Origin of the sequence: Helicobacter typhlonius (assembly GCF_001460635.1) — a bacterium.
GTDB classification, from domain to species: Bacteria; Campylobacterota; Campylobacteria; order Campylobacterales; family Helicobacteraceae; genus Helicobacter_C; species Helicobacter_C typhlonius.
Genome location: NZ_LN907858.1, coordinates 555,126 through 579,298, shown reverse-complemented (window position 1 = coordinate 579,298; position 24,173 = coordinate 555,126). Strand labels below are relative to the sequence as shown.

General features: G+C 40.3%; 19 protein-coding genes. 8 read left to right on the top strand and 11 right to left on the bottom strand.

Features of this window, described 5'->3' with window-relative positions:
• Positions 1–8 precede the first annotated feature (8 nt).
• Genes BN2458_RS02875 through BN2458_RS02860 form a run of 4 tightly spaced genes read right to left on the bottom strand, consistent with a single transcriptional unit; the run spans position 9 to position 4,111 of the window.
• The gene (locus BN2458_RS02875) at positions 9–770 is read right to left on the bottom strand and encodes a polysaccharide deacetylase family protein (protein ID WP_034326017.1); all 762 of its coding nucleotides are present in this window, start codon (positions 768–770) and stop codon (positions 9–11) included.
• The gene (gene flgL / locus BN2458_RS02870; protein ID WP_034326016.1) at positions 767–3,334 is read right to left on the bottom strand and encodes a flagellar hook-associated protein FlgL; all 2,568 of its coding nucleotides are present in this window, start codon (positions 3,332–3,334) and stop codon (positions 767–769) included. Before flgL ends, BN2458_RS02875 begins: the two co-directional genes overlap by 4 nt.
• Entirely contained in the window at positions 3,331–3,552 is a 222-nt protein-coding gene (locus BN2458_RS02865) for a hypothetical protein (protein WP_034326015.1), read from the bottom strand. The genes flgL and BN2458_RS02865 overlap by 4 nt, the downstream gene beginning before the upstream one ends.
• A gap of 49 nt (positions 3,553–3,601) precedes the next feature.
• Positions 3,602–4,111, bottom strand: coding sequence for a hypothetical protein (locus tag BN2458_RS02860; RefSeq protein WP_034326014.1), 510 nt, complete (start codon positions 4,109–4,111; stop codon positions 3,602–3,604).
• Positions 4,112–4,179: 68 nt separating this feature from the next.
• Between BN2458_RS02860 and BN2458_RS02855 the strand changes: the two genes are divergently transcribed.
• The 5 genes from BN2458_RS02855 to carB all read left to right on the top strand — a co-directional run bounded on the left by BN2458_RS02855 (position 4,180) and on the right by carB (position 10,329).
• Entirely contained in the window at positions 4,180–4,560 is a 381-nt protein-coding gene (locus BN2458_RS02855) for a RidA family protein (protein WP_034326012.1), read from the top strand.
• A 9-nt stretch (positions 4,561–4,569) separates the two neighbouring features.
• Positions 4,570–5,454, top strand: a complete 885-nt coding sequence (sppA, locus tag BN2458_RS02850) for a signal peptide peptidase SppA (protein WP_034326011.1) — start codon at positions 4,570–4,572, stop codon at positions 5,452–5,454.
• A gap of 15 nt (positions 5,455–5,469) precedes the next feature.
• Positions 5,470–6,336 (top strand): formyltetrahydrofolate deformylase, encoded by an 867-nt coding sequence (purU, locus tag BN2458_RS02845; protein WP_052082163.1) that lies wholly within the window; start codon positions 5,470–5,472, stop codon positions 6,334–6,336.
• An 8-nt stretch (positions 6,337–6,344) separates the two neighbouring features.
• Positions 6,345–6,560 (top strand): hypothetical protein, encoded by a 216-nt coding sequence (locus BN2458_RS02840; RefSeq protein WP_011116529.1) that lies wholly within the window; start codon positions 6,345–6,347, stop codon positions 6,558–6,560.
• 391 nt (positions 6,561–6,951) lie between these two features.
• The gene (gene carB, locus BN2458_RS02830; RefSeq protein WP_034326009.1) at positions 6,952–10,329 is read left to right on the top strand and encodes a carbamoyl-phosphate synthase large subunit; all 3,378 of its coding nucleotides are present in this window, start codon (positions 6,952–6,954) and stop codon (positions 10,327–10,329) included.
• Between the two features lie 170 nt (positions 10,330–10,499).
• On the opposite strand, the gene BN2458_RS02825 is transcribed toward carB, so the two are convergent.
• Together BN2458_RS02825 and BN2458_RS02820 are read right to left on the bottom strand one after the other, a co-directional pair.
• Positions 10,500–11,330 carry an FkbM family methyltransferase gene (locus tag BN2458_RS02825; protein WP_082628713.1) on the bottom strand — a complete coding sequence of 277 codons (831 nt, stop codon included), beginning with the start codon at positions 11,328–11,330 and terminating at the stop codon, positions 10,500–10,502.
• Between the two features lie 73 nt (positions 11,331–11,403).
• On the bottom strand, positions 11,404–11,871 hold the full coding sequence (locus BN2458_RS02820; protein ID WP_034326008.1) for a tRNA (cytidine(34)-2'-O)-methyltransferase: 468 nt from the start codon (positions 11,869–11,871) through the stop codon (positions 11,404–11,406).
• Positions 11,872–12,086: 215 nt separating this feature from the next.
• On the opposite strand from BN2458_RS02820, the gene BN2458_RS02815 reads away from it, so the two are divergent.
• Positions 12,087–13,661, top strand: a complete 1,575-nt coding sequence (locus tag BN2458_RS02815; protein WP_034326007.1) for an anaerobic C4-dicarboxylate transporter — start codon at positions 12,087–12,089, stop codon at positions 13,659–13,661.
• 50 nt (positions 13,662–13,711) lie between these two features.
• A complete protein-coding gene (galE, locus tag BN2458_RS02810; protein WP_034343540.1) occupies positions 13,712–14,752 on the top strand; it encodes a UDP-glucose 4-epimerase GalE in 1,041 nt (346 codons plus the stop codon).
• A 66-nt stretch (positions 14,753–14,818) separates the two neighbouring features.
• Here galE and prpD read toward each other — a convergent pair whose 3' ends face one another.
• The 4 genes from prpD to BN2458_RS02790 all read right to left on the bottom strand — a co-directional run bounded on the left by prpD (position 14,819) and on the right by BN2458_RS02790 (position 19,758).
• Complete coding sequence (gene prpD / locus BN2458_RS02805) at positions 14,819–16,273, bottom strand: 2-methylcitrate dehydratase (protein ID WP_034326005.1); 1,455 nt, start codon at positions 16,271–16,273, stop codon at positions 14,819–14,821.
• 36 nt (positions 16,274–16,309) lie between these two features.
• Positions 16,310–17,452, bottom strand: a complete 1,143-nt coding sequence (gene prpC / locus BN2458_RS02800) for a bifunctional 2-methylcitrate synthase/citrate synthase (RefSeq protein ID WP_034326004.1) — start codon at positions 17,450–17,452, stop codon at positions 16,310–16,312.
• Between the two features lie 20 nt (positions 17,453–17,472).
• Positions 17,473–18,348, bottom strand: coding sequence for a methylisocitrate lyase (gene prpB, locus BN2458_RS02795; RefSeq protein WP_058122034.1), 876 nt, complete (start codon positions 18,346–18,348; stop codon positions 17,473–17,475).
• A 63-nt stretch (positions 18,349–18,411) separates the two neighbouring features.
• Positions 18,412–19,758: a butyryl-CoA:acetate CoA-transferase gene (locus BN2458_RS02790; protein ID WP_034326003.1), complete on the bottom strand. Its 1,347-nt coding sequence runs from the start codon at positions 19,756–19,758 to the stop codon at positions 18,412–18,414.
• Positions 19,759–20,024: 266 nt separating this feature from the next.
• Here BN2458_RS02790 and BN2458_RS02785 point away from each other — a divergent pair, with 266 nt between their 5' ends.
• Positions 20,025–20,975 (top strand): hypothetical protein, encoded by a 951-nt coding sequence (locus tag BN2458_RS02785; RefSeq protein WP_052082189.1) that lies wholly within the window; start codon positions 20,025–20,027, stop codon positions 20,973–20,975.
• Positions 20,976–21,038: 63 nt separating this feature from the next.
• On the opposite strand, the gene BN2458_RS02780 is transcribed toward BN2458_RS02785, so the two are convergent.
• A complete protein-coding gene (locus tag BN2458_RS02780) occupies positions 21,039–24,173 on the bottom strand; it encodes an efflux RND transporter permease subunit (protein WP_034343536.1) in 3,135 nt (1,044 codons plus the stop codon).

Below are 24,173 nucleotides of genomic sequence, written 5' to 3'. Positions count from 1 at the left end.
AGCATATATTATAAAAAAATCTTGCCAATTACAAAATTTCTTGTACTTGAAGTAGCAAATAAATACTTTTTTAACCAAAAGAGACTATCTCTAGCTGTGTAACGCTTGAGTGCGTCATTGTTGTCTGTTGGGTGGTTTAGCCCCTCGTCCATCGTGTAAAATACTTCATACCCTATGCTTTTTGCACTGCGGAGCAAACCTTGATTGTAGCTACCATCAGGCCAAGCCAAATGCTTTGTATCCACATCAAGCCGTTCTTTAATCAAGCGCCTTGAGAGCTCAAAATCCTCGTGCCAAGTCATAGGTGAAGTAGCATTTGAAAATTGATAAGTATGCGTCATCGATCCCATACTAAAAACATCTTTCATTGCTCTAATCTCGTCCCAATTACACATAACGCCCCTTGCATTATCTAAAAGTGCGTTTTTGCACTCATTGTGTGGAATCTGCACATAATCCCGCTCGAGTCTTGAAGCTTCATCTACCCATTCTGTTACGACAAATAGCCCCGCCTTGAGATTGTATTTTTTTAGAATCTCATAAGCATTCATATAAATATCTCGCCACGCAATATCAAAAGTAAGCAAGATACATTTTTTATTTATCACCTCGCCGTCTTTTTTATATAAAAGCAAGTCATCAAAGCCCAAAAATTGATACGATTTACTCTGCAAATATCGAACCTGCTTTTCAAATACACTAGGTGAAACACTATAAGAATCCTGCATATCACGGATATGATTGTATCGAAGTATAGGAATACACATCATAGATAATTCACCAATGACATTTGATTGATACGACTTGTCGAAGCAAGCACTGCATTATAATTTGTGGTAAGATTCGAAAAGCGATTGTAAGTATCGGCAATATCCGTGCCAATCACATCACTCTTTACAGATTCTATTTGCACACGCAAAATCTCATTCCTCCTTATTACATTTTCAAAACTGCGTCCATGTGAGCCATTAAGCGCAATCATTTTTTCAATATGGTCGCTTAAATGTCCAAAAAGCTCAATGCCATTTTGAATCCCTTTATTACGCATTTGGTCGGTATATTCTTCACCATACGCATCTGGGCGATACACACCAGAGCGCACCGCCTGAATGATTTCATCTACAGAATTGAAAAAATCAACATCTGGCTGGTCAATAATAAGTGCATTATTTGCATTAAAAGTAAGCGAGGCACGATAATCGCGTATGCCTTGCTCACTAAAATCATTACTGCTTTTATCATAAATCATAAATTTCATACGCGAAACCGAACGCATTTCATCGCTAATCTCTATGCGTCCGTCCTTGCTAAGATACACGCTCACACGCCCATTTGTATGGTTGAGAAGCACCTCGTAAGCATTCTTTCCTGCCTGTGTGGGTGTATCGTTTTGCACCTGCACATTTTGATAATCACTCATTGGTTTATTACTATAATTTAATGCTATGCTTATCATATCAAGCAACTGGCGATAAGTTACATCATCGGGTTTGCTGATAGTTACCGCCGGTGGTTCATCGTGCGGATTATAAAATGGTATAAAAAATTCAGCTTGAGACTCAGGATTTGTAATATCAAAGTCCGCATTTGGCAACACAAGATAGCTCCCTTTGTCGTGAAACTCAATACGCGCTTGAAGTGGGATTCCATTGTGGTCCTCTAAATCAAGATAATAAGTCTGTCCTTTAAGGCTGCCTCCCGCAACTTCTGCGAGTTTTGTCTCATCGGTTGCATAGCCCATACCACTTGCTAGAATCTGCGATACATTAGAAATGAGCTTAGAGCCTTGATTTTCAAAACTCACTCTATCATATTCTGTGCGATAATCACTCCTTAAGCCCTTAGTCTCCATTCCCAAGTCATTTAAAGTAGTAAGTGAGAGTGAGAATCCGCTCGGTCCATTAAATGGTGGATTCATTAAATCCCTATCTTTGTGCGTTACATTCATATCTTTAAAAACTAGCTCACCGCGTATAATTTCGCCCTCTAATTTACCACCAAAATGATTCTTTACCATAGCAAGTAAGTCCTGCACTTCTAAATCATCATCGACATTCACACTTAGTGCCTCAATAGGCTCTTCATTGATACTACCATCATCATTATTTGGACGCGTGCCACCAATTACAAGCGTTTTCACATCTTCGTGCAACACATCCTTAAGTTTTGTGTTGAGTGTAGCCGGAAAATTATCCTTTGTGAGCAAGGTTGAAGGAAAAGTAAGCTCTCTGTGGTCGTAATTGCTCTTAATTGCTTTCATACTGCTTTGCGAAAATTGCCCCATAAAATGGCTTTTTTGAAAACTACTCACACGCGCCCCAAGCGCAGGTAAATCATCAAGATTCTCTACATCGGTATCGCTTGAGATAAGATGAAAGTCCAAATTTGCATTGCCGGGCTTGAGATTTTTTATCTCAATCTCTCCCCAAAAATTCAAGCTCACATCGACAACTTTATTCTTGCTTGTGTTGCCATACTCCTTGCCAATTCTATCGAGCAAATCCTGCACCTTTGTGGCATTTCTCTCGTTCTTGTAACCTACATCAAATTCAAACTTGCTTTTAAAGCTCGTGCCATCTGGGCGCACCCCCCGTAAATAAAAATACTCCTTGCCATTGTTGCTTGTATCATTATCATTATCCCCTATCAAGTCGCGCAGGGTATCGGTCGCCTTGATATAAATCTCCTCGGGTATATCCCCTCGCCGGATTCTATCCATAATGTCGTTGTTAAGCTTTGTTTGATTAAATTTGCGGATATTGCTCGTAATACTCTTATGATAGTCTGAATCTCGCCCGAAAAACAGCTCCTCACCGGTGATATTATAAGGTATGAGATTGTTATTACTCACGAGTGCCTCAAGTCTGTCATTATTGCCCTTATAGGTGCCATCTGGCTCAAATGGGCGAATTTTTACATTGCTTCCTGCAAAGAGAAACTCCCCGCCAATCGCGGTATTTGCAATATTTATCATATGCTCTTTGAGTTTTTCTAAGTCCCTTGCAATCGCCTCACGCGAAGTCGGCGAGTGAATATCGTTTGCCGCTTGAAGAAGCTTTGTGTTAAACTGCTCTGCAGTAATTGAAAGCTCGGAGAGAGCTTTATCAGTGTTGAGCGTGGCGGTGTGAGCATCATTACTCACATCAATCCCCTGATCCAAATTGATTTTTTCATACTCAAGCTTTAGATTTTGATTAAACACGCTACTATCTTGGTATCCATACTGAATCTTTAGCCCAGAAGCAATTTTTGTATTCATATCCATAAGCTTACTTTGCATCGTGCCTTGATAGTAATTCATTTGGTTGTATTTCGTGCCAAATGTAACCCTCATCGCTCTTCCTTAATGTTTATTTTCCCAAATACAGAATCTTTTCTATATCGGTTTTTTAAGCAAAAACAATACCCTACGAGCATACTTTTTACTTTTTCATACATTTTTGCTCTTTTTAATCGTGCGAGCAAGATTCTAGAATCTCCGCAAATTCTAGCCAAATCTTTTTGTTGCAGACTATGCGGAGAGATTCTAAAAACGCTTTGATATTTTTTCATTTCAGAATCCCATATTTTGAAATAAACGTGGCAAGATACATCTTAAATTTTAACGCTCAATCTCAAGCGTCTCTTCTTGCTGCTCGTAGATAATCTTACTCTTATCCCATTCAAAGTCCCCTGCCCTCTTTGTGTTCCCCGCCTTTGAATTCTCTACACCCTTTTGCTTACCACTTGGAATCTGTGCTGTGCCCTTGATTTTTGCGACATTGCTTGATGTATCCCCTTTTTTATCCTTTTGTGTTTTGCTATATATTGTTGTTTGTGCACCACCAAAGTGGCTTGTGGTGCTTTCATAACCACTTTTTTTTCCGCCCATAACATCAGCTTCATTTTTGCCGAGCAGCTCTTTTGGGATAGGAAGACGCTTGATTGAGCCATTGGACTGAATCTCCATAATACCAAGCAATACACCCCTTTTATGATCTATCATCAATGTTTGGTTAGGTTTGAGATTTAACTCTATCCGTGCAATCGTCTCAAAATCAAGTATCATATTGTCCGCCCACATCGCTACTGCACTTGCAATTATGCCCGCTAAAACACTTTTTATACGCATTTTTACTCCCTGCGATTTAAACTTTGGTGTTAGAATTATAGCTTAATTTTTGCTTTTTAAGGATTCTTATGCAAACAAGCAATACAATCAGCACACCAAATGCGCCACAAGCCATAGGTCCATATTCTCAAGCCTACACTTACAATGGACTTATTTTTACTTCAGGACAAATCGCGCTTACACCTCAAGGTGATTTTATAAATGGTGATATTGTCGCTCAAACCACACAAGTACTTGAAAATCTCGAGGCAATTTTAGAATCTGCCGGAAGTAGCCTACAAAAAGTGCTCAAAACAAGCGTATTCTTGGCTGATATGAATGATTTTAACGCGCTCAATGAAGTCTATGCGCGATATTTTGGCTCACATAAACCAGCTAGAAGCACGATTGCCGTAAAAACTCTACCCAAAAACGCGCTTGTAGAGATTGAATGTATCGCTACACTCTAGGCTTACAAAATGGACGATTTGCGTAATATCGGTCGTATTTTTACAGCCCCGCTTGATTTTATCAGCAAATATTTCAAGGTTTTTGTGCTTTTACTCATCGTACTTTTAATTTTCGTGCCAGATTATGATGAGGAGGATTCTACTCCCCCTAATCTCGCTAAACTTTATCTCACTACGCCAATTTATGAGAGTGATAGCTTTGCTGCACAGATTGAAAAAATCATCAAAAACAAAAATATTAAGGGTGTATTGCTTGTTATTGATTCGCCCGGTGGCTCGGTGGGTGCGAGTATCGAAATCGCCGATATGGTAAAAAATCTTAATCAAAAAATACCTGTTATTGCCTATGTGCGCGGTTCAATGGCAAGTGGAAGCTACTATGCTGGGATGTATGCTAAAGAAATTTATGCTAATCGTGGTGCGCTCGTTGGCTCTATTGGTGTGATTTTTAGCGGTGTAAATATCGAAGAGCTAATGGCAAAAATAGGCATTAAAGAACAAAGCGTTAAAGCGGGAGAATACAAAGAAGTAGGCACTTCAACGCGTCAATGGAGTGAAGAGGAGAAGCTATTTATAGAAAATCTCATTTTAGAACAATATGAACTTTTTAGGCAAGATGTGATTCAGGCTCGTGGCTCAAAACTTAAAGTGATGGATTATAGAGAATTTGCAGAAGGTAAGGTATTTTCAGCGCACATTGCAGCTCAACTTGGTCTCATTGATAAAGTCGCTTCTATGCAAGAGGCAGTCGCTACACTCAAGGCACAAGCAGGGGTTGAAAACGCCGTGTGGCTTAAGAAAGACAAGTTTGAAGCCTATATGGATAAGTTTTTAGAATCTGCAAGTAGCAAGATTCTATCCCTTTTTTCCCCACAACTCAAGGCGACTTTGTAAGATAAGAGCATATTTATGAAGCAAGATTCAAAACTTTTAAGTGAATGCGCACCTCAAAGTGTTATTCTTATCAGCGCGCCGGACAAAAAGGGGCTAATCTATCACATCTCCTCCGTGCTTTATGAGTTAGGGCTCAATATTGAGCGAAACGATGAGTATGTAGATAAAGAAAATGAGCGATTTTTTATGCGCACACAGGTGAGTGGCGAGAGTGATGAATCTTTGCTTTATACGAAAATTTCGGCGATTTTGCCCCCCAATAGCACATTAAAAATCCAGCCTGTTTGTAAGAAAAATATCATCATTCTTTGCACAAAGGAAAATCATTGCGTAGGCGATTTGTTGCTACGCTTTGAGAGTGGGGAGCTAAATGCTAATATCAAGGCTATTATCAGTAATCACGAGATTCTAAAGCCTTTGAGCAATAAGTTTAATATACCATTTTTTCACATTAGTGCGGAAGATATTTCAAGGCAGCAGCACGAAGAGGAGATTCTAAAAGTGTTGGCGCAGTTTGAATTTTCCTATCTTGTCTTAGCCAAATATATGAGAATTTTAAGTAGTGAATTTACACAACAATTTGAAAATAAAATCATTAATATTCATCATAGCTTTCTCCCTGCATTTGTGGGGGCAAATCCTTACAAACAAGCCCACAAACGCGGTGTAAAGATTATCGGGGCTACGGCACATTTTGTCAATGAGAATCTTGATGAGGGACCTATTATCACCCAAGATGTGATTGCTATTAATCATAATTTTTCGTGGCAGGATATGCAAAGGGCGGGACGCGATATTGAAAAGATTGTCCTATCCCGCGCACTCAATCTCGCACTTGAAGATAGAATCTTTGTCTATGGCAACAAAACTATCATATTTTAAGGAATACAATGTTGATACAACCTGAAACTTTCTCTGTATTGGTTGATGTGCTTCTTGGGATTTTCTATGCACTACAATGGATTACTTATCTCTTTTTTGGTTTAACACCTCCAGCACATACTAATCCCACATTTAAAAGATACTTTTACACCCTGCGACTTGCACTACCCTTGCGTCTTTTAGCATTATTTGCACTTTATAAAATCATTCAAGCGCTTCTCTAATGCCTACTTCTCAACATTCACACAATCCTAAAACACCTAAATCAATAAAACAATTATTTGCAGAACGTAAAAAAGCACTTTTCAAAAAACCTAGAAAAACAAAACCCAAGCCATCAAGATTCGCGCGTATTATTGATACATTATATAATGTCATTTTCACATTTACCACTTTTATCTCGTGGAGCATATCGTGGCTACTTTCCTTACTTTTGTGGTATTGGCTCTTCTTTTTGCTTTATAGGGAATTTGGGATCTATCTTATAGACAAGATTCCGCAAAAATGGCTAGAAATTCTTAATAAATTTTTCTAAACTCGCCTTTTGCATACGATTATAGATTCAGCACTTTTTAGATATAATTACACGCATTTAAGCGCAAATAAAGGATTTTTATGCCCAAACGCACCGACATTCATACAATTTTACTTATTGGTTCAGGTCCTATTGTCATAGGACAAGCTTGTGAATTTGACTATTCAGGCACACAGGCGGTGAAAACGCTCAAATCTCTAGGCTATCGTGTCATACTCATAAATTCTAATCCCGCCACGATTATGACAGACCCGGACTTTGCCGATAAAACCTACATTGAGCCTATCACAGAGGAGATTATCGCAAATATTATTGCCAAAGAAAAAATTGACGCCATTTTACCCACTATGGGCGGACAAACCGCGCTTAATGTAGCAATGAGTATGTATGAAAAGGGAATGTTAGAGGGCATAACATTTTTGGGTGCAAATCCTAGCGCGATTAAAAAGGGCGAGGATAGACAGGCTTTTAAAGAAGCAATGCTTAAAATTGGTATGGACTTGCCAAAATCCCGCTATGCCTACACAGAGGAAGAAGCCTTAGAGGCAGCAAAAGAGATAGGATTCCCGCTTATTATTCGCGCGAGTTACACACTTGCAGGTGGTGGCAGCGGCGTGGCATATAATATTGATGAGTTTAAGGCAGTGGCTAAAAATGGCTTAGAGACAAGCCCTATTAGCGAGATTCTCATTGAGGAATCCTTGCTTGGTTGGAAAGAATATGAAATGGAAGTTATACGCGACAAAAATGATAACTGCATTATCGTGTGTAGCATTGAGAATCTTGACCCTATGGGCGTGCATACCGGAGATTCTATTACGATTGCTCCAGCCCTCACGCTTACAGATAAAGAGTATCAGCGAATGCGTGATGCGAGTTTTAAAATCCTACGTGAAATTGGCGTAGATACAGGCGGGAGCAATGTGCAATTTGCCATAAATCCCCAAAATGGCAGAATGACCGTTATTGAAATGAATCCCCGCGTTTCGCGCTCCTCCGCTCTTGCTTCTAAAGCCACAGGTTATCCTATTGCCAAAGTTGCGACAATGCTTGCGGTTGGATTCTCACTTGATGAGATTAAAAATGACATTACAGGCACACCGGCGAGTTTTGAGCCAAGCATTGACTATATTGTTACAAAGATTCCACGCTTTACCTTTGAGAAATTCCCCAAAGCAGATTCTACACTCACCACAGGTATGAAGTCTATCGGCGAAGTAATGGCGATTGGCGGCACTTTTAAAGAATCTTTGCAAAAGGCGTTGTGTAGCCTTGAAACAGGTGTTTATGGATTTAATCCAATCTGTGATGATATAGAGATAATAAAAAAAGAGATAAGACGCCCGAATGCAAATCGCCTCCTCTATGTTGCAGAGGGCTTGAGACAGGGGCTTAGCATTGATGAAATACACGAGCTATGTAAGATTGATAAATGGTTTTTGCACCAAATAAGCGAGATTATAGAAGCAGAATCACACATTACCACGCAGATTCTAAACGACAGCGCACTAATGCGGCGCATCAAAAGCTATGGCTTTAGCGATAAAATGATTGCCTTTTTACTCAAGCGCAACGATAAACTTGATGTGAGTGAATTTCAAGTCTATCAGGCACGAAAAGAGCTAGGCATTATACCTCGATATAATGAAGTTGATACCTGTGCGGCGGAGTTTCCTAGCCTTACGCCTTATTTGTATTCCACAATCGGTAATTTTGAAACAATAGGCGAAACGATTTCACAAAGCAACACCACAAATACTAGAATTGCGGATTCTAACAACATAGAATCTAAAACTGCATTGCAAAAGGTAATGATTATTGGCGGAGGACCAAACCGCATAGGACAAGGCATTGAGTTTGATTACTGCTGTGTGCATTCTAGCTTTGCGTTGCGTGATTTGGGCGTGCAAAGCATTATGTATAACTGCAATCCAGAGACGGTAAGCACAGATTATGACACAAGCGATGTGCTGTATTTTGAGCCTATTGATTTTGAACGTGTGCGTTCAGTGATTGAGCGTGAGAATCCAGATGGAATCATCGTGCATTTTGGCGGACAAACCCCGCTTAAACTCGCACATTCCCTACAAAGCATTAACGCTAAGATTATTGGCACCTCGGTAAAGGCGATTGACATTGCAGAGGATAGGGAGAAATTCGCGGCTTTTGTGAGTGAGCTAGGGCTTAATCAACCCAAAAATGGCATAGCCTATAAAAAAGAGGAGGCTTTTAGTGTCGCAAATGGCATTGGGTTTCCTGTGCTTGTGCGCCCTAGTTATGTGCTTGGTGGGCGCGCTATGCGGATTGTCTTTAATGATGAAGAGCTCAAAACCTATATGGACGAAGTGATTGCAGTGAGTGATAGCTCACCGGTGCTGATAGATAAGTTTTTAGAATATGCTATTGAGCTTGATGTAGATTGTATCAGTGACGGGAAAAGCGTGTATATCGGGGGGATTATGGAGCATATAGAGGAGGCGGGGATTCACAGCGGGGATTCTGCGAGCTCACTGCCCACAATAAATATCAGTGAATCTATGCTTAAAGAAATTGAGAGGACGACCGCACAAATCGCCTTGAAGCTTGAAGTTGTGGGGCTTATGAATGTGCAGTATGCCATTTATAATAAAGAGCTTTATCTCATTGAGGTTAATCCTCGCGCTTCACGCACCGCGCCATTTGTAAGTAAAGCCACAGGCATTCCTTTGGCAAAAGTTGCTACCCGCGTGATGTGGCATCACAATCTCAAAAATATAGATTCTATAAAGACAGAAAATCCACACGCACAAAAAGGAGTAGATTCAAGCATACTCTGCGAAGCACTACATTTCTATGATAAATATGATAGGATTGACTTTAGTGCGAATGTGCTGAAGCCTAAGCCACTCCATTATGTTTGTCTCAAAGAATCTGTGTTTCCATTTAATAAACTCACAGGCGCGGAACTCTCACTAGGACCGGAGATGAAAAGCACAGGCGAAGTTATGGGGATTGGCAAAAGCTTTGGCTTGAGCTTTGCTAAAAGTCAATTAGCGAGTAAAAATGCTATACCTAGTCAAGGCGAGATTTTCCTCTCTCTCGCAAATTTTGATAAAAAAGAGGGTGTGGCTTTGGCGCGTAAATTTGTTGAGCTAGGATTCAGTATTTGCGCCACAGAGGGAACTTATCGCGCGTTACGCGAGAACAATATAGAATCTTCACAGATTCTAAAAGTAAGTGAGGGTCGCCCAAACATCATTGATAAAATGGCGAATGGTCAAATTGCCCTTGCTATCAATACGAGCGACCACCACTCAAATAAGGGTGATACGCATCTTATCCGCACACAGATTATTAAAAACTCTATCCCCTATTTTACTACACTATCAGCAGCGCGTGTAGCGATTGAAGCAATCAAAGAGATACAAAATAGTAATATAAACGAAGCCTATGCCTTGCAAGAATATTTGCGGAGCTAGGGAGACTGCAAGATTGATAAAATAGAATCTGTAAATATGATTAAAATCTGCCCAAAAAAGCCTATGTAATTAGAATCTTTTGCGGAAACTGCGAGGCTTATTAGCTCATTATGAATGAGATTCTAAAAATTGATATTTTAAATCTCATTCATTTTGCCCTACAACAAACCTTATTGCCCAATATCCATAGCCACTTCAGACGCACAAGCAAGATAATTTGTCGTAGTAAATTGTTCGTAGATTTCTTTATAAGACTTAATATGTAAAAAAGTGCTATTAGGCAAGATTCTATAAAGTGAAAAATTATATGCTTTGAAAAAATACCAAAAATCTTGAAAAAAGCTACGCGTATCAATATTGCAACCACCAAATTCAAAACACACCATATCAATGGCTTTTGCTTCAAATAATGTCTTGGCACTTTCTAACACATTAAGCTCATACCCCTCCACATCAAGCTTTAGTAGATGAATATGTGTAATTTCTCGCTCCTTGCAATATGAACTAAGCCTCATTGTCTGTATTTCTTCGCTTTCTTTAAAATCAATTTGAAAATGTTCTAAACGCCTCTTGCTTAGAGAGGCTAAACCTGAACCTTGTGTATCATAATATAAGGTAGCATTTCCTTGTGTATTGCTAAGCGCGCAGTTATTAAGTGTAATATGTATATGAGGAGCATTGCAGAGTTTGGCAGTCTCATTCAGCTTTGCAAAAGTAAAAGTGGAGGGTTCAAAACAATGTATATCTATGGCATATTGTGTTTTATTTAGCTGCGGGGGGGGGGGGGTGAAAACTGAAGTGCAAAGTTGCAAATATTTACCTACATTTGCGCCTACATCAAAGATACAAAGTGATTGAGACTTTTTATTTAATAATTCTAGCACAGCCCTTTCACCACTTGTCTCTACTCCACTACCAGAACCAATCCCTAATGAAACTAGAATTTCCTTTACTATCTTTTCTCGCAAACGAGGGGGCAACAGATGATAAATTGGAAGCATAATAATTCCTTTATAGAAAACTAATCTAAGGTTGCATTATAGCTTTAGCGCAATATCATTTTCCTTAATCACCCTAAAACCCCATATAACATTGTGATTGCCGCACTCCCTCATACAAAGCTGCTCCTACACTTGTGGCGAGATTGATACTGCGCACCCCTGCAACCATCGGTAGCTTGTATGTCTGCCCTTTATATGTGTGTAAAATGTCAGAACTAATGCCTGCATCTTCTCTGCCAAAATACAAAAATCCGCCCTCACTCATATCTGCCTCATAGTGAGTGCTTTGCGCCTTTGTCGTAAAGAAAAAATGATGTTTATCCACCTCATAGTGCGCCCAAAACATCTCAAGATTCTCCCATTCATATACCTGCAAATGTTGCCAATAATCAAGCCCTGCGCGTTTGAGTTCCTTTTGTGATGTGCTAAATCCAAGCGGGTGGATTAAATGCAAAATAGAATCTGTCGCCACACACAATCGCCCGATATTGCCTGTATTTTGCGGGATTTGGGGTTGGATTAAAACAATGTGAAAAGCCATTTTTATCCTTTTTAGATTCTTCTTGAAGCAAGTGCTTATCATAGCAAAAGATTCTTGAGGATTACTCCAAAATACAAATGCAAAAACGCATATTTGAGCTTCTAATTTAAACACCTTCATCACTTTTTTTGAACAAGTCTCTCAAAAAACTTGTTATTTTATGTATTTTGAAATAGAATGACGGCTTTTTAAATCCACAACTTTAAGGAGGTTTTATGGATTTTCTTACACAATTAAGCGAAGGGTGGCAGTTTGGGATTCAACTGCTTGTAGTTCTTGTCTGTCTTTTTTACGGAGCGCGTAAAGGTGGTATTGCACTCGGGCTTTTAGGTGGCATTGGGATTTTGATGCTTGTATTTTGCTTCCATATCAAACCGGGCAAACCTGCTATTGATGTTATGCTTACGATTTTGGCGGTCGTTGTGGCAAGTGCAACATTGCAAGCAAGCGGAGGCTTAGATGTAATGCTCCAAATTGCAGAGCGGATTCTAAGACGCAATCCTAAGTTTTTGACGATTCTCGCACCTTTTGTTACTTGCTTTTTGACGATTTTGTGCGGCACAGGACACGTGGTTTATACGATTATGCCTATTATTTATGATATTGCGATTAAAAATAATATACGCCCTGAGCGACCTATGGCGGCGGCTTCTATCTCATCACAAATGGGTATTATCGCCTCTCCTGTGTCTGTGGCAGTGGTGAGCCTAACAGCCCTACTTTTAAATGCAGAGCATAAACTTGCCGGATTTGATGGCTACATCAACCTACTTCAAATCACGATTCCTAGCACACTTGTTGGTGTATTGTGTATAGGGATTTTCTCTTGGTTTAGGGGCAAAGATTTAGACAAAGATCCTGAGTTTCAAGAAAAAATCAAAGATCCTGAATTCAAACAATATGTCTATGGAGATTCTAAAACATTGCTCGGCGTGAAGCTTCCTACAAGCAACTGGGTGGCAATGTGGATTTTCCTAGGTGCGATTGCGGCTGTGGCAGCAGTAGGTGCATTTGACGCACTCAAGCCAAATTGGGGGCAAAAAATGGCATATCAGGCGCATTTGCAAGATACAACTATCAAATGGACTCCTAATGGTGAAAATAAAGGTATTGTAGATCTCAAAGCTCTAGGTTTTGACCAAAAGGCACAGGGGGGGGGGCAGAGCGCATTTAAATCTGCTCTAGAATCTGGCGATATTACCGCTCTTCCACAAAAGGATAAACTCGGCAATCCTTCTATGGATTTTATCTCAATGGTGAATGTGATTCAGGCTTTTATGCTCCTTGCGGGTGCGCTTATTATTATCTTTACAAAAGTTGATGCCAAAAAGATTGGCAGCAATGAAATTTTTAAATCTGGTATGATTGCGCTTGTGGCGGTGTTTGGAATCTCGTGGATGGCGGACACAATGTTTGCAGTGCATACGCCAATGATGAAAGAAGCACTTGGTGATGTGGTGAAATCTCACCCTTGGACCTATGCGATTATGCTTTTACTTATCTCTAAGTTTGTTAATTCTCAAGCGGCAGCGATTGCGGCATTTGTGCCTTTAGCTTTGGGTATTGGTGTAGAACCCGGTATCATCGTAGCCTTTGCAGCAGCGTGTTATGGCTATTATATTTTGCCAACTTATCCTAGCGATTTGGCAACGATTCAGTTTGACCGCTCTGGCACAACACATATTGGCAAATTTGTCATCAACCACAGCTTTATTTTACCCGGACTTATCGGTGTATTTAGCTCTTGTGTTGCAGGATATTTACTCGCTAAAGTCGCAGGATATATTTAGCCAAACTTTGCTAGAATCTTGTCCTTAAGATTCTAGCCTAAGGAATAAATATGTCTCATCTCTTACTTACAGGAGCCGGTGGCTATATCGGCTCACACACAGCGTATTGCTTCTTACAAAACACAGATTATCATCTTGTCATCGTTGATGATTTAAGCACAGGTTTTAAAGAAAATATTGCATATCTCCAAGAATGCTTTAAGGATAGAGTAACTTTTATACAAAGCAATATTAATGACATTGTAAAAATGCGCCAACTCTTTGAAAAATATCACTTTGAAGCAATCATTCATTTTGCCGCTTCGCTTATTGTCGGTGAATCTGTCCTCAAACCGCTTGAATACTACACAAACAATACGCTCAATACCACAAATCTTCTTGCCTTATGCGTGGAATGTGGCATAACAAAATTTATCTTTAGCTCCACAGCCGCAGTGTATGGAGAGCCTGATATATCGCTTATCCCCATTGATGAAAGCGCACCGCTTTTGCCTATAAACCCCTATGGTGCTTCAAAGATGATGAGTGAGCGAGTTTTAGCAGATACAGCAAAGGCGGTAAAAGACTTTAGATATGTGGCACTGCGCTATTTTAATGTCGCAGGGGCGAGTATGGATAATACAGCACAGATTCTCGCTCAACATAAAGGCTTAGGGCAAAGGAGCAAAAATGCCACTCATCTTATCAAAGTAGCGTGTGAGTGTGCCTGTGGCAAAAAGGAAAGTATGGGAATCTTTGGCACAGATTATCCCACAAAAGATGGCACTTGTATTCGGGATTATATCCATATTGATGATTTGGCAAGCGCGCACCTTGAAGCACTCACATATTTGCAGCGCACCAAAACATCAAATATCTTTAATGTAGGCTACTCGCAAGGTTATAGCGTCAAAGAAGTGATTGAGGTTGTGAAAGAAGTGAGCAGGGTCAATTTCAAAGTACTAGAATCTGCTCGTAGAGAGGGTGATCCTATTGAACTAAGTGCTAAGAATGATAAGATTCTCTCTCTTACTCAATGGAAACCAAAACATAATGATTTAAGAGTGATTGTTACATCCGCATATGAATGGGAAAAATCACTCAAAAGTTAAAGAGAATAGAAAAAACGTTTGCTATAAGCAGAATCTAAGAGCCATTGCCCCTAGATTCTTATCTTGTTACAATGCAAACAAATCGCTAAACTCATTAAATGGCGTAGATTCTAAAGTTTTTTGGTCGCTGCAAAGCTTTTCAATCGCAGCGCATTTTTTCGGGCTAAGTTTAAGTGCGATATTGCGTTTAAACTTCGCTACAAGCACCGGAATCCCCTCATCTCGGCGTCTTTTATGCCCGATAGGATATTCCACTTCCACTTTCTCGCTCTTGCTACCATCTTTGTAGAAAATCTGTACCGCATTAGCAATGGAGCGTTTATCAGATTCTAAATACTCGCGTGTATATCGCTCATCTACCTCTACCACCATTTTATCACGCAACGCGTCAATGCGCGAATCTTTTGCTACACTATCCTCATAGTCATCAGCTGTAAGTCGCCCAAACACAAGCGGCACTGCCACCATATACTGAATGCAGTGGTCTCTGTCTGCTGGATTGTCAAGTTTGCCTACTTTATTGATGATTCTATGTCCGGATTCTTGAGTAGTAATCACAATTTTTTCAATAGAATCTAGCCTGTCTTTGACTTCATTATGCAATTTAAGCGCGCATTCTACCGCAGTTTGAGCGTGGAATTCTGCCGGGAAGCTAATCTTAAACAGCACATTTTCCATTACATAGCTGCCAAATTCTTGTGGGATAGTGAGCTTTTGCCCTTTCATTTTCACATCTTCAAATCCCCAAAAACTCGCGCTTAACGCACTTGGATAGCCCATTTCTCCACTTAATGCTTTTAATGCAAGATTTACACCTCTACTGCTCGCATCACCTGCAGCCCAACTTTTGCGTGAGCCTGTATTTGGTGCGTGGCGATAAGTTCTTAAAGCCCCACCATCAATAAAAGCGTGGCTTACAGCATTACGCACTTCTTCAAAATTTCCGCCAAGCATAACACAAGCTACCGCAGTAGAAGCAATTCTCACAAGCAGCACGTGGTCTAAGCCCACTTTGTTAAAGCTATTATCAAGGGCTATAACGCCTTGAATCTCGTGTGCTTTTATCATCGCTGTTAGCACATCTTTGACTTTCAAAGGCTCTTTGCCCTTACTTATATTCTTGCGGCTTAGATAATCCGCCACCGCCCAAATCGCGCCTAAATTATCGCTTGGGTGTCCCCATTCTGCCGCAAGCCAAGTGTCATTGAAATCAAGCCATCGCACCATTGCACCAACATTAAACGCCGCTCGTTCTGGCTCTAGCTGATAGCTTGTCCCGGGAATCTTCGCACCCAAAGGACGAAACTCCGCACCCTCAACAACCGGTCCCAAAAGCTTGGTGCAAGCGGGAAAATTCAATGCTAAAAGTCCGCAACCAATCGTATCCATAAGGCAATATCGTGCAGTTTCATAGGCAAGAGGCGATTTAATATCAAACTCAAGCGCGTATTTTGCTATCTTTGTTAGCAACTCATCAAATTCTGGTCTTTTTGTCTCTAAAATACCCATATCGTGGCTCATTGTGGCTCCTTTGAAATGAAAAAATTATTGATGCACCTAGCGATTTTGCATTGGCACAAACTCCTTATTGTCCGGTCCTGTATATTCCGAGCTTGGACGAATTAGCTTGTTATTTGCCCTCTGCTCAAAAATATGCGCCATCCACCCTGCCGTGCGTGAAAAGATGAAAATAGGCGTAAAATATGCCGTTGGAATTCCCATAAAATGATAAGCAGACGCACTATAAAAATCAAGATTTGGGAAAAGCTTTTTCTCATTCCACATCACCTTTTCAATCGCCTCGCTAATAGGATAAAGCCCCTTTGTATCGCCCACATCATCGCCTAGCTTCTTGCTCCATTCTTTAATCACCACATTGCGTGGATCTTTTTCCACATAGACCCGATGTCCAAAGCCCATAATCTTATCTTTTCTTGCAAGCTTATCCTTAATGCCCTGTGTGGCAGATTCTGGAGAGCTAAACTCTGCGATAAGCTCCATAGCCGCCTCATTTGCCCCGCCGTGCAGTGGTCCTCTCAAAGCACCAATCGCACCGCCAACTGCTGAATAGCAATCTGATAATGTCGCACTAATCACACGTGCAGTAAAAGTTGAAGCATTGAACTCGTGTTCTGCATACAAAATAAGGCTTACGTGCATTGCCTTTACCCACAAGTCTTTGGGAGCTTTTTGGTGTAAAAGCTCCAAGAAATACCCACCAATAGAATCCTGCTTAGAATCTGTGCTTATCTCCTTGCCACTTGCGTGGTAATGATGCCAAAAGGTAAGCGCGGAAGGGAAGATTCCAAGTAGGCGCGTAGCAACCTTTTGCTGATTAGGAAAAGAGAGTTTAAGCACATCATAAACCTCTGGCTCAATACAACCCAAAACTGAGCAAGTCGTGCGCATAATATCCATAGGGTGCGCATTTTTAGGTAGGAGTTTAAGCGTTTGCTTTAACTCATTTGGCAAACTTCGTGCCGCAATAAGCTCCTTTTTAAAAGATTCTAATTCAGCTTTATTTGGGAGCTTTTCTCTTAAAAGCAAATACGCTACTTCCTCAAACTCACATTCCCTTGCCAAATCATAAATGTCATAGCCTCTATAATTTAGCCCGTGTCCTGTGCCGCAGGTGCAAATCGCTGATTCACCCGCACTTATACCTGCTAATCCGCCAACCTTTTTTGTTGGTGCTGCCATTGTGTCCTCCTTATCTAAAATTATTTTTTGCTTTGAAAAAGCTTATCAAGCTTCTGCTCATACTCGTGGTAGCCTAGCATTTCATAGAGTTCCTCGCGTGTTTGCATAGAATCAATGCTCTTTTTCTGTGAGCCATTGCGCAAAATATCATCAAACACTGCCAATGCCGCCTTATTCATCGCGCGTGCTGCTGAAAGCGGGTAAAGCACCATAGAAATGCCAACGCTTCCTAACTCATCGCGCGTGAAATAAGGTGTCTTGCCAAACTCTGTGATATTAGCCAACACAGGCACTTTGATGACTTGTGTGAATTGCTTATATTCCTCTAGCGTATGGATTGCCTCGGCAAATATCATATCGGCTCCGGCTTCCACATACGCCAATGCTCTATCAATGGCGGCTTGTTGCCCCTCGCTTGCGTGGGCGTCTGTGCGTGCCATTACCACAAAGCTAGAATCTATCTTTGCGTCCATTGCGGCTTTGATTCTATCGCTCATCTCCTCTTTGCTTACAAGCTCTTTGTTTGGGCGATGTCCACATCTTTTTTGTGCGACTTGATCCTCAATGTGGCAACCTGCCGCACCGCTTCTTGTCAAATCCTTAATCGTGCGTGCAATGTTAAACGCCCCGCCCCAGCCTGTGTCTGCATCAACAAGCAATGGCAAATCACTCGCAGCGGTGATTCTGCGCACATCAATGCACACATCTTCTAATGAGCTAATACCTAAATCCGGCACACCTAAACTCATCGCCGCCAATGCACCGCCGCTTAGATACAATGCCTTCGCACCACTTTTTTGCGCCTGAATTGCAGAATAGGCGTTAATCACACCTATAATTTGCAAAGGCTTATATTGCCCTATCGCTTCCCTTAATTTTTGTCCTTGTGTTTTCATTGTGTTCCTTTTTTGGTGAATTGAATAAAGTTGTGAAAAATTTTATCCTCCTTATTGTGTGGTTTAAGGGCGAATTTTGTTACTTGCACGCCAAATTTTCATCTCTTCTGCCTTCTTAATAAGAGATTCTCTAAAATCTGGATGTGCAAGAGAGATAATCGCCTCACATTTCTCCCAAGTGCTCAAACCCTTGAGATTTGCCTTGCCATATTCAGTTACAAGATAATGCACATTTGCCCTCGTAGCCGTGATTATGCTGCCCTCGTGCAATGTTGGCAAGATTCTACTTTTTAATGTGCCATCTTTTGCCTTCATCGTAGAAGAACAACAAATAAAGCTTTTACCATTTTTTGCCAAATATGCCCCAAGCACGAAATCAAGCTGTCCTCCTGCACCACTAATATGCCTTGTGCCCGAAGATTCAGAATTAACCTGCCCAAAAATATCTACATCTACCGCGTTATTAATCGATACAAAATTATCAAGTGCAGCAATCGTGCGTATGTCATTCGTATAATCCACCGGTGCACTCATACATTCAGGATTATTATGCAAAAAATCATAGAGTTTTTTACTCCCCATTGCAAAAGAATAAGTTTGTCGCCCCTTGTCTATATTTTTTTTCCTACCGGTAATCTTACCTGCCCTGCTTATATCCACAAACGCATCGACATAAATTTCTGTATGTACGCCCAAATCTTTCAAATCCGATTGCGAGATGAAAGAACCAACCGCATTTGGCATACCGCCAATGCCTAGCTGTATGCACGCGCCATCTCGTATCTCCTCAACAATGAGCTTTGCCACCGCCTTATCCACATCTGTGATTTCTGGTGAGCCCACCTCTACCAAAGGCGGATTATCCCCCTCAACCACCATATCCACTTGTGAGATATGCACATCTGTGCCAAAACCACCCAAACAGCGAGGCATATTCTCATTGACTTCCACAATCACGACATCAGCCATTTCTATGCACGCACTCAAATGCGAAGCACTAGGACCGAAATTAAAATACCCGTGGCTATCCATAGGCGCAACTTGGAGCATTGCCACATTTGGCTTAGCCTTTGTCTCTCTATAATACCTCGGCAATTCGGAATATCGCATAGGAATATAGAATCCTAAGCCCTGCTCAATGAACTTCCGCCCTATGCCGCTTGCGTGCCAAGTATGCCACGAAACGTGTTTGCCTTGCGTATCGACCTTAAACACTTCAGGGATTTGCACGAGGATTCCACCGCGAAGCTTTATATCATCTAGCTCTTGTATGCGCTTACTTAGAGCGAGATCAAGTGCCACCGGTGCAGTAACTGCCCAGCCATAATCCACCCAATCTCCAGACTTCACCACCCTCACCGCGTCTTCTGTACTCATAAGCTTTTGCTTGTATAATTGATGTATATCCATAAGCACTCCTACCGCATTTGAAGCCCCAACTCTATAGAAGTTCAAACCTCATCTTGCTTTTTAAGATTGAACTATTCTACATTGAATATCTTTGTTTGTTTTGCACAACTTTTGACATTTTATTGCAACTTTTACACATAAAACACTATTTATACACAAAAATTGTGCAATTTTGAAGCATTGCGCTAATAAAACAATGCGTATAAACTAACCCTTTTGACAGAATCTATAAAATATTTAAATAAAAATTACATAAAGGTATGGCTGTGGCACTCAGCATTTTAGAACGATTGCTCGTTGTTTATAAGCGCTCAAATCTTAGCGTGTCGAGGTTTGCACAGATTATTGGCAAGGATAGACGCACACTTACCTCGTGGATTGATAAAAGTGTTACTAAAGAGCCTTCAAATGAAGTCCTTGAAGCAATTACACACTACTTTCGCTATTCGGAACGCATTTGGGATAAAGATTGTAGTGATGATGAGTTTTTTACTCTACTTACACAGATTCCAAAAAGTGAGATTCGTATCATTGACAAGGGCTATGAGGGTGGTTTAGAATACATCTTAGACAAAGAATCTAAGCAGCGATTTGTCATTCACCCTCGATTCCCCTCACCTGCCTATCGCGATAAAATTGTTACTTTTCCATACAAATTTGGACATTCTCCCCGTGCAGCACATTTGCGACAAAAACGATATGAGCTTATGCTCGAACATTCCTTTGAAAGCATAGAGTGGTATAGTATCGAATCCTTGCTACGCTTTGCATTCTCACCCATTGGCAATATTTACACCATCAGGGAACGATTAGCTGTGCTTGAGCTGATGATAGAGAGTTTTGAGGATAATTACAACAAAAGCCTGTATTTGTTTGATTCATATAGCACAAAAATTTTTGGCGTAGATACGACTTATCTCTCGCTCAATCCACACGATAACTTGATGTTTTTTAAACTCCCCATAGATTCGATGATTATGGAGATTACAAATAAAATGCTCGTGCATAGAATCCACAAGCACTTCACAAGCCCAAGCCACGCGCCAAAGCATATCCCAAAAGATAACGCGCCACAGATTCTAAAAATGTGTGCGGAATGCCTCACTTCGCAAAAAGATATGAAATATTTTTGTACCGCCCTAGCACAAAACACCCCCTATGCGCCGCTTTTTATGAGTAGTATTTCAAGCGAACTTCATCATCTTTTTAACACATAGCATAAGATTCAAAAATCGCAATAAAGCTTATGAACCCTAAATATTTTGCTGCCTCACGCAATATTATTGATTGCCCTTTTTTGACTGAATCCACTGCGATAATCGGGCGACATAGCTCCAAAAGAGCGGAATAAAAAATATTGCTATAAATGTTGCCGCCATCATTCCGCCAATAACGCCTGTGCCAATAGCGTGTCTTGCTGCACTTCCCGCTCCTGTGCTTAAAACTAAAGGAAGCACACCTATGCTAAAAGCAAGTGAAGTCATAATGATAGGACGGAATCTTAATTTTGCAGCACCTATGGCAGATTCCATAATGCCCTTACCCTCTTTTTCGTGTAAATGCTGGGCAAACTCAACGATTAAAATTGCATTTTTAGCACTTAAGGCAATCAGCATAACTAATCCAATATTAAAATATATATCATTATCAAGTCCGCGCAATGTTGTCGCTACTACTGCACCAAAAACAGCAAATGGCACAGCACTTAACACGGAGAGCGGCATAAGCCATCGCTCATATTGGGCACAAAGAATCAAAAATACAAAGATAAGCCCAAATATAAATGCAATCTCGCCTGTGCCACTCGCATTTTTCTCTTGATAACTTGTGCCTGAATAAGCAATAGTATAACCTTCTGGCAACACTTCTTTTACTAATTGCTCAATCACACGCAACGCATCACCACTTGAATACCCCTCACTCTCATTAGGATTGCCAACAATTTTTGCACTTGTAAAGAGATTAAATCTATCTACAATATCTGGTCCAATAACGCGCTCAAAATGCACAAGCGCACTAATAGGGATTAAATCGCCATTGCCTGATTTCACAAAAATGCGACTTAAATCTTCTGGAGATTCTCTAAACTCACTTTGTGCCTGAACATTTACTTGATAAGTTTTGCCATAGAGATTAAAATCATTAACATAATACTGCCCAAAAGTGCTTTGCATAGTGGTAAATACATCATCAATATTGACATTACTTGCCTTTGCACGCTCCCTATCAAGGGTAAGATGATATTGTGGGATATTTGCACTAAAAAGACTTCGCACGCCAACAAGCTCTTTACGCTTATTAGCTTCCATCACAAGAAGATTTGCGTATTTTTCTAAGTCTTTAATACTTCCACCATTTCTATCTTGTATATAAATCTCAAAGCCGCCCACCGTGGATAAGCCCATAATCGCTGGTGGTGTAGTTACAAGGGAAAAGGCATCAAGACTAGCATTAAATACACCCATCATCTTTTTAGACATCTCAAAAGAACTCTCATTTCGCTCACTCCAATTTTTAAGCGTTACAAAAATCACTGCCCCTGAAGAGCGTGCTGCACTTGCAAGCATATCAAAGCCTGAAATTAAAAAACTATAATCCACATTTGGATTTTGCTCTAAAATAGCCAAAGCTTTTTTACCCTCTGTAGTGGTGCGAGAAAGTGAAGCTGCGGGTGGCAGCTGAATAAAACTTATCATACTTCCTTTATCTTCACTTGGCACAAGAGAACTCGGCAATCGTGAAAATAGCCCCCAAGTAACCACAATAATTGCCACAAAACAAAGTAAAAGAGCTGAGCCTCGCCTTAATGCTCTTCCTATTTGCATACCAAATTTATGCGTAAGCCAATCAAAAAAATCATTGAATCTCTTTACAATATAAAATGGTTTTGGTTCTTTTGCCTTAAGGATAGATACACAGAGTGCGGGAGTAAGTGTTAGGGCTACAAAGCCAGAAATGACAACTGAAATAACAATAGTAATGGCAAACTGCTTATAAATAGCCCCACTAAAGCCACCAATAAACGCCACAGGAATAAACACCGAGCAAAGCACAAGCACGATAGCCACTACCGGTCCTTGAATTTCACCCATAGCTTTAAGGGTAGCTTCTTTTACCGAATATTTTTCGCCATTTGCCTTTTTTTCAGTATGCAAGATTCTCTCTACATTTTCTATCACAATAATCGCATCATCAACAACAATCCCAATAGCTAAAATAAGCCCAAAAAGTGTGAGGAGATTAATTGAAAATCCAAGCGCATACATTCCTGCAAATGTGCCAATAATTGATACGGGAATAGCAATTACAGGGATAATAGTTGCGCGGAAATTTTGCAAGAAAAAATACATAATAATGACTACAAGCACGATAGCTTCAATAAAAGTTTTTCTTACCTCTTTAATAGAAATTTTCACAAAATCAGTTGTATTATAAACATTTTTATAATGTAGCCCTTCGGGAAAATTTTGTGAGAGCTCTTTCATTTTTTTCTCTACATTATCTGCGACATCAAGTGCATTTGCTCCGGGTTGCAGGGCAATACCAAATGCTGCGGCATCTTTGCCATTAAATAATGGGCTTACGCTATAATCTTTTGCTCCAAGCTCTATTTTTGCCACATCTTTAAGACGCAAAGCTGAACCATCATTATTTGAGCGGATAATGATATTTCCAAACTCCTCTGCGCTTACAAATCGCCCTTGTGTTGTTACAGAATAAGTAAAGGCAATATCACTGCGCACTGGTTCTTTACCAAATGAGCCTACTGCAAATTGTGAGTTTTGTTCGGCAATGACTTTTGCCACTTCTGAAGGCGTGAGATTATTTTGTGAGAGTTTATCAATATCAAGCCAGATTCTCATTGAGTAATCTCTTGTTCCAAAAGGAGTTACATCACCTACTCCGGGCACACGTTTAAGCTCATTAATAACATTTAAAATACCATAGTTTGCTACAAAAGTTGCAGTATAGGCAGGATTATCTGAATACATCGCATATACTCCAAGCATAGTAGAAGATCTTTTACGCGTAGTAATCCCCACTCTTTGCACTTCTGTTGGTAATTGGGCAAGAGCTGCTTGAACGCGATTACTTACATTGACTAATGCCATATCTGCATTTGTATCATTACTAAAAAATACACTCAGATTCATTACACCACTTGAAGTTGAAGAAGATTTCATATAGAGCATACCCTCTACCCCATTAATACTATCTTCTATAATACTTGCTACCGTATTTGCCATCACTTCTGCACTTGCACCACTATAAGTAGCCTGCACCATAATTTCATTTGGCACTACTTGTGGATATTCCTCTATGGGTAAAACAAACATTGAAATACAACCCACAAGTGTAATGACGATTGAGAGCACCATTGCAAAAATAGGACGATTAATACAGAATCTTGACAT